Source organism: Microbacterium sp. (assembly GCF_041641055.1).
In the GTDB taxonomy this organism is placed as follows: domain Bacteria; phylum Actinomycetota; class Actinomycetes; order Actinomycetales; family Microbacteriaceae; genus Microbacterium.
This window is the reverse complement of record NZ_JBEPZB010000006.1, coordinates 100,789-115,901: the sequence shown is the minus strand read 5'-3', so window position 1 is coordinate 115,901 and position 15,113 is coordinate 100,789. Positions and strand designations below refer to the sequence as shown.

Below are 15,113 nucleotides of genomic sequence, written 5' to 3'. Positions count from 1 at the left end.
GCGGCGTCGGTGGCACCGGGTAGCCTCCGATCGGAGGAGGTGCGCATGGAATCGATCTGGGCTTCGGGCAGTCGTCGTCGGCGCGAGCAGCCGATCGTCGCGGTCAGGGCGGCGGACGATGCGCCGGAGCCGGGGCGGCTCTGGCCCACGAGCATCCCGGCTGTCGCCCAGGTGCTGCGGGAGGGGATCGATCTCGCGCCCGGCGTCACATTCCTCGTCGGCGAGAACGGCAGCGGCAAATCGACCATCGTCGAGGGCATCGCCGGGGCGTACGGGCTCTCGCCGGAGGGCGGGTCGAGGCAGGCGATGCACAGCACCAGACCGACCGAATCGCCGTTGTCCGAGTGGCTGCGACTGCAACGGGGCGTCGGCGCCGACCGGTGGGGCTTCTTCCTTCGCGCCGAGACGATGCACTCGTTCTACACGTATCTCGAGGCGAACCCCTCGACCAGCGGGCCGGACGTCCCGTTCCATGAGATGAGTCATGGCGAGTCCTTCCTGGCCCTCCTCGACAGTCGCTTCGACTCGCCGGGCTTCTACTGTCTTGACGAGCCGGAGGCCGCGCTCTCGTTCCAGTCCACGCTCGCCCTCATCGCCGTGCTGCAGCGCATCGTCGACGACGGCGGTCAGGTGCTGTGCGCGACGCATTCGCCGGTGCTGGCGGCGCTGCCGGGCGCGCACATCCTCGAGGTGGGGGACTGGGGCATCCGGCCGGCGGAGTGGGGAGACCTCGAACTGGTGAACCACTGGCGCTCGTTCCTGCAGGATCCGGCGCGCTATCTCCGGCACCTCCTCGATTGAGGGGGCGCGGCGGCGAGGGCGGCGCGGGTCGTAGGCTGACGCCATGACCGACCAGCGTGCTCCGAGGAAGCGCGGTCGCCCTCGCGGCGGCTCCGACTCCCGTGAGCGCATCATCGCATCGGCCGTCGACGAGTTCGGCGAGAGCGGGTACGACGCCTCGACGATCCGCTCGATCGCCACCAGGGCCGGGGTCGATTCGGCGCTCGTGCATCACTACTTCGGTACCAAGGCCGACCTGTTCGCCGAGGCCGTCGGCATCCCTCTCCGACCGGACATCGACGTGCCGGGCATCGTCGCCGGTCCGCGCGACGAGGTCGGGCAGCGGCTCGTCCGCTACATCCTCGATGCGTTCGAGCAGCCCGACATCCGACGGCGGGGAGTCATGCTGATCCGCACCGCGATCGGCAGTCGTCTCACGACCCCGCTGCTGGCGGGCTTCCTGTCGCGAGAGCTGATCGGCAAGATCGCGAAGACGCTCGAGGTGCCGGACGCCGAACTGCGCGCGACGCTCGTGGCGTCTCAGGTCGCCGGACTGCTGATCACCCGATACGTCCTCAGGCTGGCGCCGATCGCCGCGGCATCCGTCGACGAGCTCACCGCACGCGTGGGGCCGACCGTGCAGCGGTACCTCTTCGACTGACCAAGCCCCCTGCCCCCCTGCCCTTCCCCCTGCCCTTCCCCCTTCCTCCTGCCCCCTGCCCCCTGCCCTCCCCATCCGGGCACAGCTTCGGAGCCGGGGCTCGACACCCGGACCCGTCCCGTCCGCGGGCGGCGTGTCGGTGCCGAAGTCCGAAGCTGTGCCCGGTCGAGACGAGTGACCATTGACCACGCCAGCCGCTGCGCGCATAATTCATCACATGATGAATACTCCGGCTGTCGCGATCTCGGGACTCCGGGTGCGCCGCGGTGCGACCCAGGTCTTCGACGGCGTCGATCTCGAGATCCCTCGCGGCGAGATCACCGGACTTCTGGGTCCGTCAGGATGCGGCAAGACGACGCTCATGCGCTCGATCGTCGGGGTGCAGCGCATCGCCTCCGGGACGGTCGTGGTGCTCGGCGAGCCGGGTGGGTCGAAGCAGCTCCGCCATCGGGTCGCCTACGGCACGCAGGGAGCCGCCGTCTACGACGACCTCACCGTGCGTCAGAACCTGTCGTACCTGGCGGCCGTGCTGAAGGCGCCGAAGGGCGACGTCGATCGCGTCATCGACGAGGTGGGACTCGGCGGACAGGCGCGGCAGCTCGTCGGCTCGCTGAGCGGCGGCCAGCTCACGAGGGTGTCGCTCGCCATGGCGCTCGTCGGATCACCCGAGCTCATCGTCCTGGATGAGCCGACCGTCGGCCTCGACCCCGTGCTGAGGAGGGAGCTGTGGGGGCTGTTCCGCGGGCTCGCGGAGCGAGGCGTGACCATGATCGTGTCCAGCCACGTGATGGACGAGGCTTTGCGGTGCGATCGGCTGGTGCTCATGCGCGCGGGGCGGATCATCGCCGACACGACGCCGGCCGGGTTGCGGGAGCAGACCGGAGCCGCCGACCCGGAAGCGGCATTCCTTGCTCTCGTCGAACGAGACAGCCGGCGGGCGGCGGATCCCCAGACCCCGCCCCCGCCCCTGCGCTCGCGTCGAGCACGGCGGGAGGCCTCGGAATGAACGGCCTCCGGATGCTGGCGACCGCGCGGCGGGTGCTCGGGCAGCTGCGGCACGACCCGCGGTCGATCGCGCTGATGCTCATCGCCCCCAGTCTGCTGGTCGGCCTCTTCGCGTGGCTGTTCAGCGATCAGGAGGGCGTGTTCGATCAGTTCGGCGGCGCGATCCTCGCCCTGTTCCCGTTCATCGTGATGTTCCTGATCACCTCGATCACCACCCTCCGCGAGCGCCGTTCGGGAACCCTCGAGCGGCTCATGACCACACCGCTCGCCAAGGCCGACTTCATCCTCGGCTACGCGCTCGCCTTCGGGCTCATGGCGTTCCTGCAGGCCGTGATCACCGTGTCGTTCGCCGTCGGGGTCTGCGGCCTGGAGGTCGAGGGGGAGCTGTGGCAGCTCGGACTCGTCGCCGTCGTGGATGCAGTGCTCGGCACCGCACTCGGACTCCTCGCCAGCGCGTTCGCGCAGACCGAGTTCCAGGCTGTGCAGTTCATGCCGCTGCTGGTGTTCCCGCAGATCATCCTCGGCGGCCTCTTCATGCCGCGCGACCAGATGCCCGACGTGCTGCACGCGGTCTCTGACTGGCTGCCGTTGAGTCACGCCATCGACGCGATCAACGCCGTCACCGCAGGGGAGGAGGGCGGCGACGTGTACGGCCCGGTGCTCGTGGTCGTCGCCTTCGGGGTGGGCGCGCTGGTGCTCGCCTCGCTGACCCTGCGACGCCGTACTGCATGAGCGCTGCCGGTGGCACGCCTCGGCTGAACGCCGGCGTCGGGCTCAGCGCGCGGAGCGGTTCTTGGTGTGCCTGGTCGGCGCGGCTGCCCAGGGATCCTCGGGCCACGGATGCTTGGGGTAGCGTCCGCGCATCTCGGCGCGCACCTGCGAGTAGGGGCCGGACCAGAACGAGGCGAGGTCGTCCGTCACCGCGAGCGGACGCCCCGCCGGGGACAGCAGGTGGAACAGGACGGGGACCCGCCCATCGACGAGCCGAGGGGTGTCGGCCCAGCCGAAGCACTCCTGTAGCTTGACCGCGACGACAGGGGGCGCCGTGTCGTCGTCGGTGTCCGGATAGTCGATGCGGACGCGTGAACCGCTGGGCACCTCCAGACGCTCGGGGGCGAGCTCGTCGAGGCGTGCCGCCTCGGGCCAGGGCAGCAGCCGACGCAGCGCGGATGACAGCTCCAACCGGCTGGCGGGGGTGCCGCCCGCCAGGGCATCGAGCTCTGTCGCCAACCAGGCGTCGAGGTTTTCGACGAGACCGGAATCCGAGACATCGGGCCAAGGGCCGCCGAGTTCGCGCCGAAGCAGGGAGAGGCGGCGGCGCAGGGCAAGGGCGGCATCCGACCAGGTGAACACGCGCAGCCCGTCGCGGCGAAGCGCCCGGCGCACGGCCTCTCGCCCATCTTCGACTGAGGCCTTCACCGGCGCCGACGAGCGCAGGATCGCGCCGATGCGGCGTTCGCGACGCGCCTGGACGCGGCCATCGACGAACGTCGCTTCGACGCGGTCGGTCAGGAGATGGCTGGCGGCCAGTTCCATCTGCGCTTCGGTGAGCACGGCAGCGGACCGGACGATCGCACCCGACCCGGCGGCCGCCCGTGCGGAGGCCCGCGCGACGTCGGCGACGGCGAGCCACTCCACTGCAGCCAGTGACCCGCGCACGCCGGCGCGGGTTCCGGATGCCAGCAAGAAGGTCGCCCCCTCGGCGGAGCGTTCGACGCGCCGGGCGATCCGCTCGGGGAAGGCCAGGGCGATCACGAGACCGACGCCCTCGAGATCCGGACGGATGCCGCGCGCGTCCGGCGTCATGCGCTCGAGCCGATCCGCATCGGTGCGCCAGCGTCGCGCCTCGGGGGTACGCCCGCCGCGCAGAGTCACGAGAGCCTGGGCGACGTCGGCCTCCGCGATCCGCAGGTCCCCGGCCAGCACCGCGACGACCTCGGACGCGAGCCGACCGCCGACGACCGGGCTGCCATCCCGGAGCGCTCTCGCGAGCCGGGGGTCGGTCGGGATCCGAGCCAACGTGCGACCTTCGGGCGTGGCTCGCCCTTCCCCGTCGATCGCGCCGAGCCCGCGCAGGACATCGACCGCCTCCGCGAGATGGTCGGCCGACAGTGGGTCGATCATTCGGAGCCCTGACGCCCCTGGCGCACCCCAGCAGGCGAGCAGCAGTGCGGCATCCGCGAGGTCGACCACCGCGATCTCGGGAACGGGCCGGGCGGGAGCTGCCGCGTACGAGCGCTCGTCCACGCAGCGGATGACGGCGCCCGGCCCTTGACGAGTCGCCCGACCGGCACGCTGCACGCACGAAGAGCGGGGCGCGGCGGTGGTGACGAGGCCCGTCATCCCGCGGGCGGCATCGCGCTGCGGATGCCGGGATAGACAGCTGTCCACCACGAGACGCACCCCCGGCACGGTGAGCGACGACTCTGCGAGGGAGGTCGTGACGATGATGCGCGGTGGGTCGGCGGGACCGCGACCTCGGATCACCGCATCCTGTTCTGAGCCGGAAATCTGTCCGTGCAGCTCCCGCACGTCGAACCCGCCGCTCGCGTCGCGGATGCGGCGGGCGATCTCCGAGACCTCGCGGGCGCCGGGGGCGAAGACGAGCACGTCGGCGGTGGGCTCGGTGCGCACGAGATCCTGCGCCCCGGCGAGAGCAGTGGTGGCGACGTGATCGAGGAACCCTCTGGTCACCCCGCGCTCGTCGAGACGGGGCACCGGGCTCGGCGCCCAGTGTTCGGCGAGCGGGAACGCGGGGACGTCATGGTCGACGATGGGCGCGGGATCGTCATCCGTGCCCAGGGCGGCGGCGATGCGCTCGGCGTCGAGGGTGGCGGACATGGCCACGACGTGCAGGTCGTCGCGGAGCTCGCGCACCTCGGAGAGTAGTCCGATGAGCAGGTCGGTCTCGAGGGCGCGCTCGTGCACCTCGTCGAGGATGACGGCGTCGACGCCGTCGAGTCCTGGATCGTCGAGCATCCGTCGCAGCAGCACACCGGCCGTGACGAACTCGACCCGCGTCTCGCGGCCCACCGCGCGCTCGCCGCGGACGGTGAATCCGACGCGAGTGCCGAGCGCAGTGCCGTCGAGCTGGGCGAGCCGCCGGGCGGCTGCACGCGCGGCGACCCGTCGAGGCTGCGTGACGATGACCCGCCCGGGGGTGCGCGACGCGAGCAGGGGTGGCACGAGCGTGGTCTTGCCGGTGCCGGGCGGAGCGCTGACGACCACGGCGCGGCTCTCGTGGAGTGCCGCTGCGACTTCGTCGAGGGCGGCCGCGAACGACAGTCCCGCGCCGATGGCGGCGAGGTCGAAGGAGTCGGGCGGCACCCCTCCAGTCTGCCTGCTCTCCGCAACTCCGGAGATCCGGGGCGCTTCGGCCGGTATCCGGTCCATCCGGCGGCACGTGCCGGCGAATCTCCGGAGTTATGGAAACTGAACGCGCGATGGAAACCGAACGCGCGAGAGAAACCGAACGCGCGAGAGCAATGGACCGGTGGACGCTGCAGACGACGGATGCCGCGACCGAACCGGCCGCGGCATCCGCTGTGCTGACTTGTGGTGACTACTCCGCGGCGGGAGCCGGCGGTGCGGGCGGCGGGGTGGTCGGGGTCGACTGCCGGGCGGTCGGCGCCGTGGCCGCAGCCACGCCTTCACCGATGCCGCGGCCGACGGCCTGACCCTGGATGATCGAGGCCAGGTCGAGTCCGGTCGCCGAGCTGACGCTGTCGAACACCGACTTCAGCGCCTTGGCGCTGTCGGCGCCGACGACGTTCGAGGCGCCGTCCTCGCTGGAGCCGCCGATGATCGACACGTTGCCGATCGCGGCGTAGCCCTTCGAGAACTCCGCCATGATCGACGGCAGCACATCGAGGACGCGCTGCGACAGGAAGGCGTCCTGGTTCGAGGCGATGGCCTTCGCCTCTGCCTCGACGGCGGCGGCTCGCGCCTCACCCTCGGCGCGGATCGCATCGGCTTCGGCATTGGCCCGGAGGCGACGGGCCTCGGACTCGGCCTCTGCCTGTGCGCGCAGCGCGTCGGCCTCACCGGTCGCACGGGCGATCGCGGCTGCGGCCTCACCATCGGCCTTGGCCTTGTCGGCCTGGGCCTGCTGCTCGGCGATGCGGGTGCGCGCCTCGGCCTGCTTGACCTGCTCGATCGCACCGGCCTCCGCCGCACGCTCACGCGTGTAGAGCTCTGCCTGGGCGCGGGTCTCGGCCTCGTAGCGCTGCGCGTCGGCGACGCGCTTCACGTCGGCATCGAGTTGGGCCTGACGGTTCTCGGCCTGCTGCTGCAGAACGGCCTGCTGGGCCTGCTCACGGGCGAGGTTCTCGGCCTGCTCGGCCTCAGCGCGGGCACGGCCGATGCCGGCGTTGGCGTTGGCGGTGTTCGTGTCGAGGGCCGTCTGCTCGACCAGGTTGGCTTCCTGGTTGGCGATGTTCTTCTGGTTGATCGCACGGTCGGCGTTGGTCTGCGAGATCTCTGCCGACTGGCGCTTCGCCTGGATCTCGGGAGCGCCGAGCGACTGGATGTAGCCGACCTTGTCGGTGATCCCCTTGATCTGGAACGAGTCCAGGATCAGACCCTGCTCGGCGAGCTCCTGAGAGACGTCGGCGGCGATCTGATCGGAGAACTTCTTGCGCTCGCGCATCAGCTCGACGACGGAGAGGGTGGCGACGATGCCGCGGAGCGCACCTTCGAGCTGCTCGGTGGTGAACTGCTCGATCGCCTTGTCCTGCGAGGCGAAACGCTCGGCTGCACGCCGCACGAGGATGGGGTCGGAGCCGATCTTCACGATCGCGACGCCGTCGACGTTGAGCGTGACGCTGTCGAGGGACTGGGCCTCGGCGTTGAGCGACACCTGGCGTGAGCGCAGTGAGATGATCTCGTGACGCTGGGTGATCGGGTTGACCAGGGACTTGCCGTTCACGATGACCGTGACGGGCGACTCCGACATCTCGTCTCTGGTCGTGCCGTCTGCAGAGATGACAGCGCGCTGCACCTTCTGCTTGCGTCCTGAGATGACGAGCGCCTCATCGGCGCGGGCCACCTTGATCCAGCTGCGTGCGAACAGCAGCAGGATGAGCAGGACGACGACGGCGATCGCGACGGCGATTCCGACGATGACGAGGATGCCGACGATTCCGGCGATCTCCATGGATGACCTCCCTGGTTCCCCCCGAGGGGGCGGTCGTGTGTCCGCGCGGTCGCGCGGCGTTCAGGCTCCACCCTGCCAGAAAAGCGAAGGGGTCGTCGTGGGCAGAAATGCCCGGCGTCAGCGGGTGCGCAGCTTCTCGGCGAGATCGCGGAGCGTCCTGAGCTCCTCGTCATCGAGCCGGGACATGCGCGACGCGATGGAGCGCCCGTGCACGGTCGCGATGCTGCGGAACGCCTTGGCTCCGGCATCCGTCGCCCTGATCAATGCGCCACGGCCGTCGTCGGGATCGGGGCACTTGGAGACCAGTCCGCGAGTGACCATCCGATCGATGAGGCGCGAGACGCTCGGCTGGCTGATCAGCATGTTGGCCGTGACATCGCGCAGACGTGCCGACATGTCCGGCGAGCGCGTGACCGTGAGGAGGACGTCGTACTCGGCCTGAGCCAGGTCGCCGTGCTCGAAGTCGGCGTTCATCTCGGTGAACAGCTCGTGCTGAGCGCGGAACAGGCTCTCCCAGGCCTGCACGGCGAGCTTGCGATCGGTCATGGGAACAGATTAGTGGCAACAGTAAAGGGCCGGTCGGAGAGGCTCCCGACCGGCCCTTGTCCCTTGCACCAAGAGTGTCCTGCAATCACATGAGGTGGATGCCACAGCAAACATTCACCGTGCGATCACTCTATAACGGCGAGGTAACGAATGCAACGGTTTGGTCACGGAAATGTTCGCGTCCGTCGGACAGTATGCCTGCATCCGTCCGCCGGGCACCAGCTCGCACGAGTTAGTGAATTGTGATTTACTAACATTATGGTCCGACCCAGACGTCTTACCGACGACGAACTCCTCGCGCGCATCGTCGGAGCGCTGGAGCAGCGCGCCGACCTCACTCCGTGGTCGCTTCAGGATGTCGCACCGGCGGCCGGTATCGGCCCGGCGGGGCTGATCAAGCGCTTCGGTTCCAAGCTGGGGCTCCTCCAAGCCCTCACCCGTCGGTGGATCGAGCTCATCCCGCATGGTCCGCTGCCCGAGGGGCGCGAACCCGAGGCCGAGCTTCGCGAGTACGTGAGTCGAGAGTTCGGCGCCGACTCGGCCGCAGGCGCCGTCTACGCCCTGTCGGAAGTGCTCAGCGAGCTGCAGGAACCCGAACTCGTCGCTCTGCTCGCGGAAGGGTGGCGTCGACAGGCGGCGCGACTTGCCGAGCTGCTCGCCGGGATGGATCTTCCCCATCTCGCCGATGCGGAGGCGGGCGGCACGCTGCTCCTCGATGCCCTGCACGGTTCCCTGTTCCGGTCAGCTGTGAAGCTGGGCCGGACTTCCCCCCTGACAACCCTCGAACACTTTCTGGAGATGTGGAGATGACCTCTCGCAACTGGCGTGGCCGCGTATTCATCGGCACGAGCGCCGACGGCAAGATCGCCCGTGAAGACGGAACGCTCGAATGGCTGACCGACCCGCCGGCCCGCCATCACGATGTCGCGACCACCACCGACCGCCCCGCCCTGGTCTGGGAGACGTTCTTCGAAACGGTCGACGCCATCGTCATGGGCCGTGCCACCTACGACTCCGTGCTCGGCTTCGGGGAGTGGCCGTTCGAGGGCAGGCACGTCCTCGTCCTCACCACGAGATCGGACATCGAGGACCCCCGCGTCCGCACGGCTTCGTCGATCGATGATGTGACCCGCGTGCTCGACGAACTCGGCGCACGAGAGGTCTACATCGACGGCGGTCGCACGATCCAGTCCTTCCTCCGTGCAGGTCTCGTCGATGAGCTCACCCTCTCCGTGGCGCCGGTCATTCTCGGGTCCGGCCGTTCGCTGTTCGGGGAGCTCGATGCGGACGTGCTGCTCACGGTCCGAGGCAGCCATGCCACCGACGATGGGCTGGTCCGCACCACGTACAACGTCGTCGCCGACTGAGGCGCGGCGGCCTCGCTGGGTCGTCGTCGCTTCGGCCGATCCCACTCTGTGTGCCGGTATATCGGTTTCGTATACCGGCATTCGAGTAATCGAAGCCCGTCTGTCTGATCTCTTAGATGAGTCGCGACTGGGAGCGGCTCGTATGGGACTGGGGAAGACGATGACTGGGGACAGCACAATCGTGCGCACGCACGCAACGACGGCCGCGAGGGAGAAGGCGGTCGCCACAGTAAGAAAGCGGGAGCGATGGCGGGGCATCCTCGCCCTGATCGTGGGATCGATCGTCGGTGTCTCGGGACTCTGGGGTGTCGCCATGCCGGCGGCCGCAGCCCCGACGGTCACCTATCCGGGTGCCATGAGCGGGATCTCGATCGAGACGACGAGTGGATCCGGGCCGGTGACGCAATGGCAGCAGGTGCGGATCTCGGGGGAGTGGGCGGTCCCCGACGGCGCCGTCGCGGGTGAGACGTTCGGGATGACGATGCCTGCGGAGTTCCATCGACAGGCCGCCGGGACGTTCGCGATCACCGACCCGACCACCGGCGCGGTCTTGGCGGATTGTGCCGTGAGCGACGGGGACGGACCCGACGTCGTCTGCACCCTCACGGACGCGGTGACGGGCAAGGCGCAGGTCGGAGGCACATTCTGGATGCAGGCGACCGCGTCACGCACGACGGCGTCCTCGACGGTCGAGTTCGATCTGGGCGACACCGTCGAGATCGTCGACCTGCCGGGCGGCGGTGGCATCGTTCCGGAAGACCCGCGCGAAGACGCCGAGCCCTCGAAGCACGCGGGCGTCTCCACAGGCGGGCATCTGAGGTGGGTCGTCGAGATTCCCAGCGGCTACGCGGCGGCGGGCGGTTTCACGATCTCGGACGTCCTCGATGCGGGTCTCGCGGATCACCACTACACCGAGGAGCTGACGCTCAGCAGGCAAGCGGTCGAGGACGGCATCCTCGTCGGAGGATGGACCGAGGTGTCGAGTGCGAACTACGAGGTCGTGTTCGCGGCGGACGGACAGTCTTTCGACCTGGTGGCGTCTGGTCTGCCCGCCGGCGGGTTCGCGTACAAGCTGGTCTATTACACGCAGTCGGATCTGCCGGTGGTCGAGGGCGAGGTCTTCGGCAACCACGTCACGGTCAACACCACCGAGACATCGGCGACCCACACGGTGACCGAGAGCGGGGGCGGTGATGGTGGCGGCGTCGACGACACGCGCTTCTCGATCACCAAGGTCCTGACCGGCCCGCAGGCCGCAGCGGCGCAGGATGCGACGTACACCGTGCGGTACTCGATCAAGGGCTCCACGACCCCCGCCAAGACCATCACGGTTCCTGTCGGAGAGTCGGCGGTCAGCGACCCGGCACCGGGAGGATCGACGTTCGTGATCGAAGAGGTCGACCTGCCGGTGATCGAGGGTGTGAGCTGGGGAGCGTGGACGATCGCCGGCGAGGGCGTCGTCGATGCAGGCGACGGAACCTTCGAAGTGTCCCCGGCGACAGCGGCCGGAGTCGCTCTCACTCTCACGAACGAGGCGAATGCGGTGCCGGTCGCTCCGCCGTCGCCGACCCCCACGCCTGTCGTGCCCGTCGATGAGAGTCCGGCCGTCTCGTCGAGCGCCTCTCCCGGCGCTCTGGCTGTGACGGGCGGCGGCGAAGCGACAGGCTTCCTGGTGCTCGGGCTCGTCCTGCTGCTCGGTGGAGGCGTGGCCACGAGCGTCGCCGCACGGCGTCGCGCGGCCGCCGCACGACGTTGACGAGCATTCGCTGAACCGCCGCTGATCCGCTGAGCCGCGCCGAGAGGTGTGGCTCAGCGGATCGCGTAGACGGCGCTGCCGACGATCACGGCGACGACGGTCGTCCAGCCGATGATGGCGACTGCCTGCCAGATCAGGATGCGGACTTTGCCCACGCCGGAGGCGGCGAGCATGGTCGCGGTGAAGTGGGTGGGGAGCAGCAGCGGGCCGAGGAGGCTCACACCCGGGACGCCGTAACGCTCGAACGCACGCTGGAACTTCTCGCGACGTGCACCCTTGCGGTCTGATTCAGCAGGCAACGCCTCGGCCCCGCCGGCACCATCGCCGGCGAGCACGGCCTGACGGCTGCGGCTGCGGTTCACGATGGCCGTGCGGGCGCCCGAACTGGCGATCACGAGCACGGCGACGCAGAGGAAGTTGCCCACGATGGCCGCGATGGCCGCGACGACGGGGTGGATGCCCCCGATGATGCCGATCGACACGGCACCCTCACCCTCGATGAAGGGGATCGCGCCGGCCAAGGCCACGATCAGCGGCTGGACCAGCTCGGGGACCTGGGCGACGAAGGCCTGGAAGGTCTCGATGAGGTTCATGGAGTGCTCCTGTCGGTGAGTGCGCCGGTGTCTCCGTCGCTGTGCATCCAGTCCATCGCGCATCGTCCGATGGCGGCAGTGTCGGACCGTCACCGGAATGCGGGTGGTCCTCACGCGGCATCCGTGACAACTGTCACGCCCGTATCGTGGGGGCATGCACAGCTCTCCCGCCGCCGATCCGTTCGGTGACGCACCGCCCGGCGCACGTCAGCTGGCTCGCGGCATCACGGCGACGTGGTGGTACACGTTCTCCGCCGTCGTCTTCCTCGAGTTCTTCCTGGTGCTCGTCTGGGGCTTGCAGGTCTTCGCCACCCCCGGGCCCCCGGCAGCACTTCTCGTGGTGGCGGGAGGGGGCATCGTCTGGTGGACCTCGACCATGCTGCTGCTGGCGGCCTACCGGCACCGGGTCGACGCAGAGCCCGGGATCTCCTGGCGTCGCATCCTCGTGCCGCTGGTCATCGCAGTGGGTTATGGCGTCTCGGCGGGCATCGTGACCGGCAGCTGGCTGCTGGCGCTGATGCCGATCGTGCAGTCGCTCGCCCTGATGAACTGGCCGAGGGGAATCAGATTGCGGATCGTCGTCCTGGCGACCGTGCTGCTGATCTGCCTCGCCGTCGTCGACGGCGCACGCGGCATGGTCCAGCTGGGAGCGCCAGGATGGGTCGCCGCGATCTACGCGATCATGCTTCCTGCGATGTCGGTGAGCTCACTCTGGTGGTGGGACGTCCTCGTCACGCTCGACAGGGCGAGAGCCTCGCAGTCGCGCCTCGCGGCCACACAGGAGCGTCTCCGTGTCGCCACCGATGTGCACGACCTGCAAGGACATCATCTGCAGGTCATCGCTCTGCAGCTCGAGCTCGCTGAGCGCCTCATGGCGCGCGATCCCGACGGCGCTCTCGAGCAGCTCCGGGCAGCGCGGATCAGCGTGGATGAAGCCAGGCAGGGCACACGGGACCTGGCGACGAAGTTCCGCTCGGTGCCTCTGGGAGACGAGGTCGCGAACGCACGCGACCTTCTCGGTGCAGCAGGACTCGAGGTGGAGGCGGACATCGCCCCCGATGCCGATGAGGCACCGGCCGCGGCGCTCGGTCCGGTCATCCGCGAGACGACGACCAACGTCCTCCGACACGGCGCAGGTCGCCATGCACGCCTCGCGCTGCGGCGGGTCGCCGAGGGCTGGCGGTTCGAGGTCGCGAATGATGTGTCGGCGGGGCACGCGGTCGAGCCCGTCGGGTCAGGGCTCGACGGCGTCCGCCGGCGCATCGCAGAGGCCGGGGGGACGTTGGAGATCCGCGAGGAGGACGGCGACTTCGTGGTCTCGGTGACGGTTCCCGCCTCCGATGATGCAGACCGAGAGAGGGCGCGGTCATGATCAGGGTGCTGCTCGCCGACGACGAGGGGATGATCCGGTCCGCGCTGGCTGCGCTGCTGCGGCTCGAAGGGGACATCGATGTCGTCGCGGAATGCGCCGACGGCGAGCAGGCGCTCGCCGCGGCTCTGCGACTGGAGCCGGACGTCTGCCTGCTCGACCTCGAGATGCCGGGACTGGACGGTGTCGAGGTGGCTGAGCGACTGCATCGTGCGATCGCGACACGCTGCGTCGTCGTCACCCGACATGCACGACCGGGAGTCCTGCGGCGTGCACTCGCCTCGGGGGTGGCCGGGTTCCTGCCGAAGTCGCGGGGCGCCGATCAGGTCGCCGACGTCATCCGACGAGTGGCGGCGGGAGCGCGGTACGTCGATCCGGAGATCGCGGCCGACGCCCTGAGCGACGAGCGCTCGCCGCTCACCGACCGTGAGCTCGACGTGCTGCGCGCGGGCCGCCGAGGGGAGACGACGGGCCAGATCGCGAAGACGCTGTCGCTGGCGCCGGGAACGGTGCGCAACCACATCTCCGCCGTCCTCGCGAAGCTCGCGGTGGGCACGAGGCAGCAGGCGGTGCTGCTCGCGGAAGAGCGCGGCTGGATCTGAGATCGGCGTCGGCCCGGGAAGGGCGGGTGGGGCCGTGGGAGCAGCCCCACCCGCGAGCCGCGCAGCAGAGGGGAGAGCGCGCGGCCCGGACTCGGAGCGGGCTCTACCCCCAGGCCTGCTCCGGTCTCATCAGCAAGACCCGGGCGAGCGCCGAACGTGACGCGGAGCGGGAGAAGTCGTCCGAGGGACGCCGTCAGCGAGGCCCGTGACCGTGGTCGTCGTGCGCATGGTGCTCCTCGGCATGTTCCTCTTCGAGGATCATGCCGATCGAGGTGGCGCAGGCATCGCCCTTCCAGGCCTCGAGTCCTTCTCGCACGGCGAACACGGCGATGACGAATCCGGCGACGGCGTCGGCCCACCACCATCCCCACAGGCTGTTGAGGGCGAGGCCGCCCAGCACCGCGACCGAGAGATACGTGCAGATCAACGTCTGCTTCGAGTCGGCGACCGCTGTGGCCGACCCGACCTCGAGTCCCGCGCGCCGTTCGGCGAGGGACACCAGCGGCATGACGATCACGCTGACGGCAGTGAGCACGAGGCCGACGGTGCTGTGCTCGGGGCGTTCCCCGCTGAGCACGGACGACGCCGACGCGACGACGACGTAGATCGCGAGGGCGAAGAAGGCGACGGCGATGACGCGCAGCGTCGGCTTCTCCCAGCGCTCGGGATCACGGCGCGTGAACTGCCAGGCGACGGCAGCGGCCGAGAGCACCTCGATCGTGGAATCGAGGCCGAATCCGATGAGGGCGGCCGAGGATGCCGCGGACCCGGCGGTGATCGCCACCACGGCCTCGATCACGTTGTAGGCGATCGTGAAGGCCACGATGAAGCGGATGCGGCGGTGCAGTGCGGCCCGCCGGGTGGGCGTGAGGACGGTCGAGGACATCAGCAGGTGCATCCTCCGCCGTCGCAGCAGTCCGGTTCGACGAGCAGGGTCACGCGCACGAGTTCGTCGAGGGCGGGGGTCAGATGGGGATCGGCGAGCTGGTATCTGCTGCGGCGCCCGTCCTGGATGCTCTCGACGAGACCGCAGCCCCGCAGGCACGCGAGGTGGTTGGACAGGAGCTGGCGGCTGACGCCGAGCCCGTCTGCGAGGTCGGAGGGGTAGGCGGGCTCCTCCCGGAGAGCGAGCAGGATCGCGGCGCGCGTGGGATCCGACAGTGCGTGCCCGAGTCGAGCGACGGCAGCGGTATGCGTGAGGGAGGCGGTGAGGGGCACCCTTTCACGGTACAGCTTTCGCTGAATAAACGGAACGCTGAACCTTCATTGCCCTGCTTTG

General features: G+C 69.5%; 15 protein-coding genes. 9 read left to right on the top strand and 6 right to left on the bottom strand.

Annotated elements, in window-relative coordinates; genetic code table 11:
• Positions 1 to 45: 45 nt before the first annotated feature.
• The 4 genes from ACESK8_RS05975 (at position 46) to ACESK8_RS05960 (ending at position 3,178) form a co-directional block, all read left to right on the top strand.
• Positions 46 to 801, top strand: a complete 756-nt coding sequence (locus ACESK8_RS05975) for an AAA family ATPase (RefSeq protein ID WP_372967732.1) — start codon at positions 46 to 48, stop codon at positions 799 to 801.
• A gap of 43 nt (positions 802 to 844) precedes the next feature.
• Positions 845 to 1,441: a TetR family transcriptional regulator gene (locus tag ACESK8_RS05970; protein ID WP_372967731.1), complete on the top strand. Its 597-nt coding sequence runs from the start codon at positions 845 to 847 to the stop codon at positions 1,439 to 1,441.
• A 217-nt stretch (positions 1,442 to 1,658) separates the two neighbouring features.
• A complete protein-coding gene (locus tag ACESK8_RS05965; protein WP_372967730.1) occupies positions 1,659 to 2,447 on the top strand; it encodes an ABC transporter ATP-binding protein in 789 nt (262 codons plus the stop codon).
• Positions 2,444 to 3,178: an ABC transporter permease gene (locus tag ACESK8_RS05960; RefSeq protein ID WP_372967729.1), complete on the top strand. Its 735-nt coding sequence runs from the start codon at positions 2,444 to 2,446 to the stop codon at positions 3,176 to 3,178. The genes ACESK8_RS05965 and ACESK8_RS05960 overlap by 4 nt, the downstream gene beginning before the upstream one ends.
• 42 nt (positions 3,179 to 3,220) lie before the next feature.
• On the opposite strand, the gene hrpB is transcribed toward ACESK8_RS05960, so the two are convergent.
• From hrpB to ACESK8_RS05945, 3 genes are all read right to left on the bottom strand, one after another.
• The gene (gene hrpB / locus ACESK8_RS05955; protein ID WP_372967728.1) at positions 3,221 to 5,773 is read right to left on the bottom strand and encodes an ATP-dependent helicase HrpB; all 2,553 of its coding nucleotides are present in this window, start codon (positions 5,771 to 5,773) and stop codon (positions 3,221 to 3,223) included.
• Positions 5,774 to 6,008: 235 nt separating this feature from the next.
• Positions 6,009 to 7,601: an SPFH domain-containing protein gene (locus tag ACESK8_RS05950; RefSeq protein ID WP_372967727.1), complete on the bottom strand. Its 1,593-nt coding sequence runs from the start codon at positions 7,599 to 7,601 to the stop codon at positions 6,009 to 6,011.
• 117 nt (positions 7,602 to 7,718) lie between these two features.
• Positions 7,719 to 8,147 (bottom strand): MarR family winged helix-turn-helix transcriptional regulator, encoded by a 429-nt coding sequence (locus ACESK8_RS05945; protein ID WP_372967726.1) that lies wholly within the window; start codon positions 8,145 to 8,147, stop codon positions 7,719 to 7,721.
• 258 nt (positions 8,148 to 8,405) lie between these two features.
• On the opposite strand from ACESK8_RS05945, the gene ACESK8_RS05940 reads away from it, so the two are divergent.
• The 3 genes from ACESK8_RS05940 to ACESK8_RS05930 all read left to right on the top strand — a co-directional run bounded on the left by ACESK8_RS05940 (position 8,406) and on the right by ACESK8_RS05930 (position 11,270).
• Positions 8,406 to 8,957 carry a TetR/AcrR family transcriptional regulator gene (locus ACESK8_RS05940; protein ID WP_372967725.1) on the top strand — a complete coding sequence of 184 codons (552 nt, stop codon included), beginning with the start codon at positions 8,406 to 8,408 and terminating at the stop codon, positions 8,955 to 8,957.
• A complete protein-coding gene (locus tag ACESK8_RS05935; RefSeq protein WP_372967724.1) occupies positions 8,954 to 9,514 on the top strand; it encodes a dihydrofolate reductase family protein in 561 nt (186 codons plus the stop codon). Before ACESK8_RS05940 ends, ACESK8_RS05935 begins: the two co-directional genes overlap by 4 nt.
• Before the next feature lie 181 nt (positions 9,515 to 9,695).
• The gene (locus ACESK8_RS05930; RefSeq protein WP_372967723.1) at positions 9,696 to 11,270 is read left to right on the top strand and encodes an Ig-like domain-containing protein; all 1,575 of its coding nucleotides are present in this window, start codon (positions 9,696 to 9,698) and stop codon (positions 11,268 to 11,270) included.
• Between the two features lie 53 nt (positions 11,271 to 11,323).
• On the opposite strand, the gene ACESK8_RS05925 is transcribed toward ACESK8_RS05930, so the two are convergent.
• Positions 11,324 to 11,863 carry a small multidrug efflux protein gene (locus ACESK8_RS05925; protein ID WP_372967722.1) on the bottom strand — a complete coding sequence of 180 codons (540 nt, stop codon included), beginning with the start codon at positions 11,861 to 11,863 and terminating at the stop codon, positions 11,324 to 11,326.
• Positions 11,864 to 12,017: 154 nt separating this feature from the next.
• Here ACESK8_RS05925 and ACESK8_RS05920 point away from each other — a divergent pair, with 154 nt between their 5' ends.
• Positions 12,018 to 13,235 carry a histidine kinase gene (locus tag ACESK8_RS05920; RefSeq protein ID WP_372967721.1) on the top strand — a complete coding sequence of 406 codons (1,218 nt, stop codon included), beginning with the start codon at positions 12,018 to 12,020 and terminating at the stop codon, positions 13,233 to 13,235.
• Positions 13,232 to 13,834 (top strand): response regulator, encoded by a 603-nt coding sequence (locus ACESK8_RS05915; protein WP_372967720.1) that lies wholly within the window; start codon positions 13,232 to 13,234, stop codon positions 13,832 to 13,834. The genes ACESK8_RS05920 and ACESK8_RS05915 overlap by 4 nt, the downstream gene beginning before the upstream one ends.
• A 193-nt stretch (positions 13,835 to 14,027) precedes the next feature.
• Here the strand turns inward: ACESK8_RS05915 and ACESK8_RS05910 are convergent, their stop codons facing one another.
• Both ACESK8_RS05910 and ACESK8_RS05905 read right to left on the bottom strand, forming a co-directional pair.
• Positions 14,028 to 14,720, bottom strand: coding sequence for a cation transporter (locus ACESK8_RS05910; RefSeq protein WP_372967719.1), 693 nt, complete (start codon positions 14,718 to 14,720; stop codon positions 14,028 to 14,030).
• A complete protein-coding gene (locus ACESK8_RS05905) occupies positions 14,720 to 15,052 on the bottom strand; it encodes an ArsR/SmtB family transcription factor (RefSeq protein ID WP_372967718.1) in 333 nt (110 codons plus the stop codon). The genes ACESK8_RS05910 and ACESK8_RS05905 overlap by 1 nt, the downstream gene beginning before the upstream one ends.
• Positions 15,053 to 15,113 lie beyond the last annotated feature (61 nt).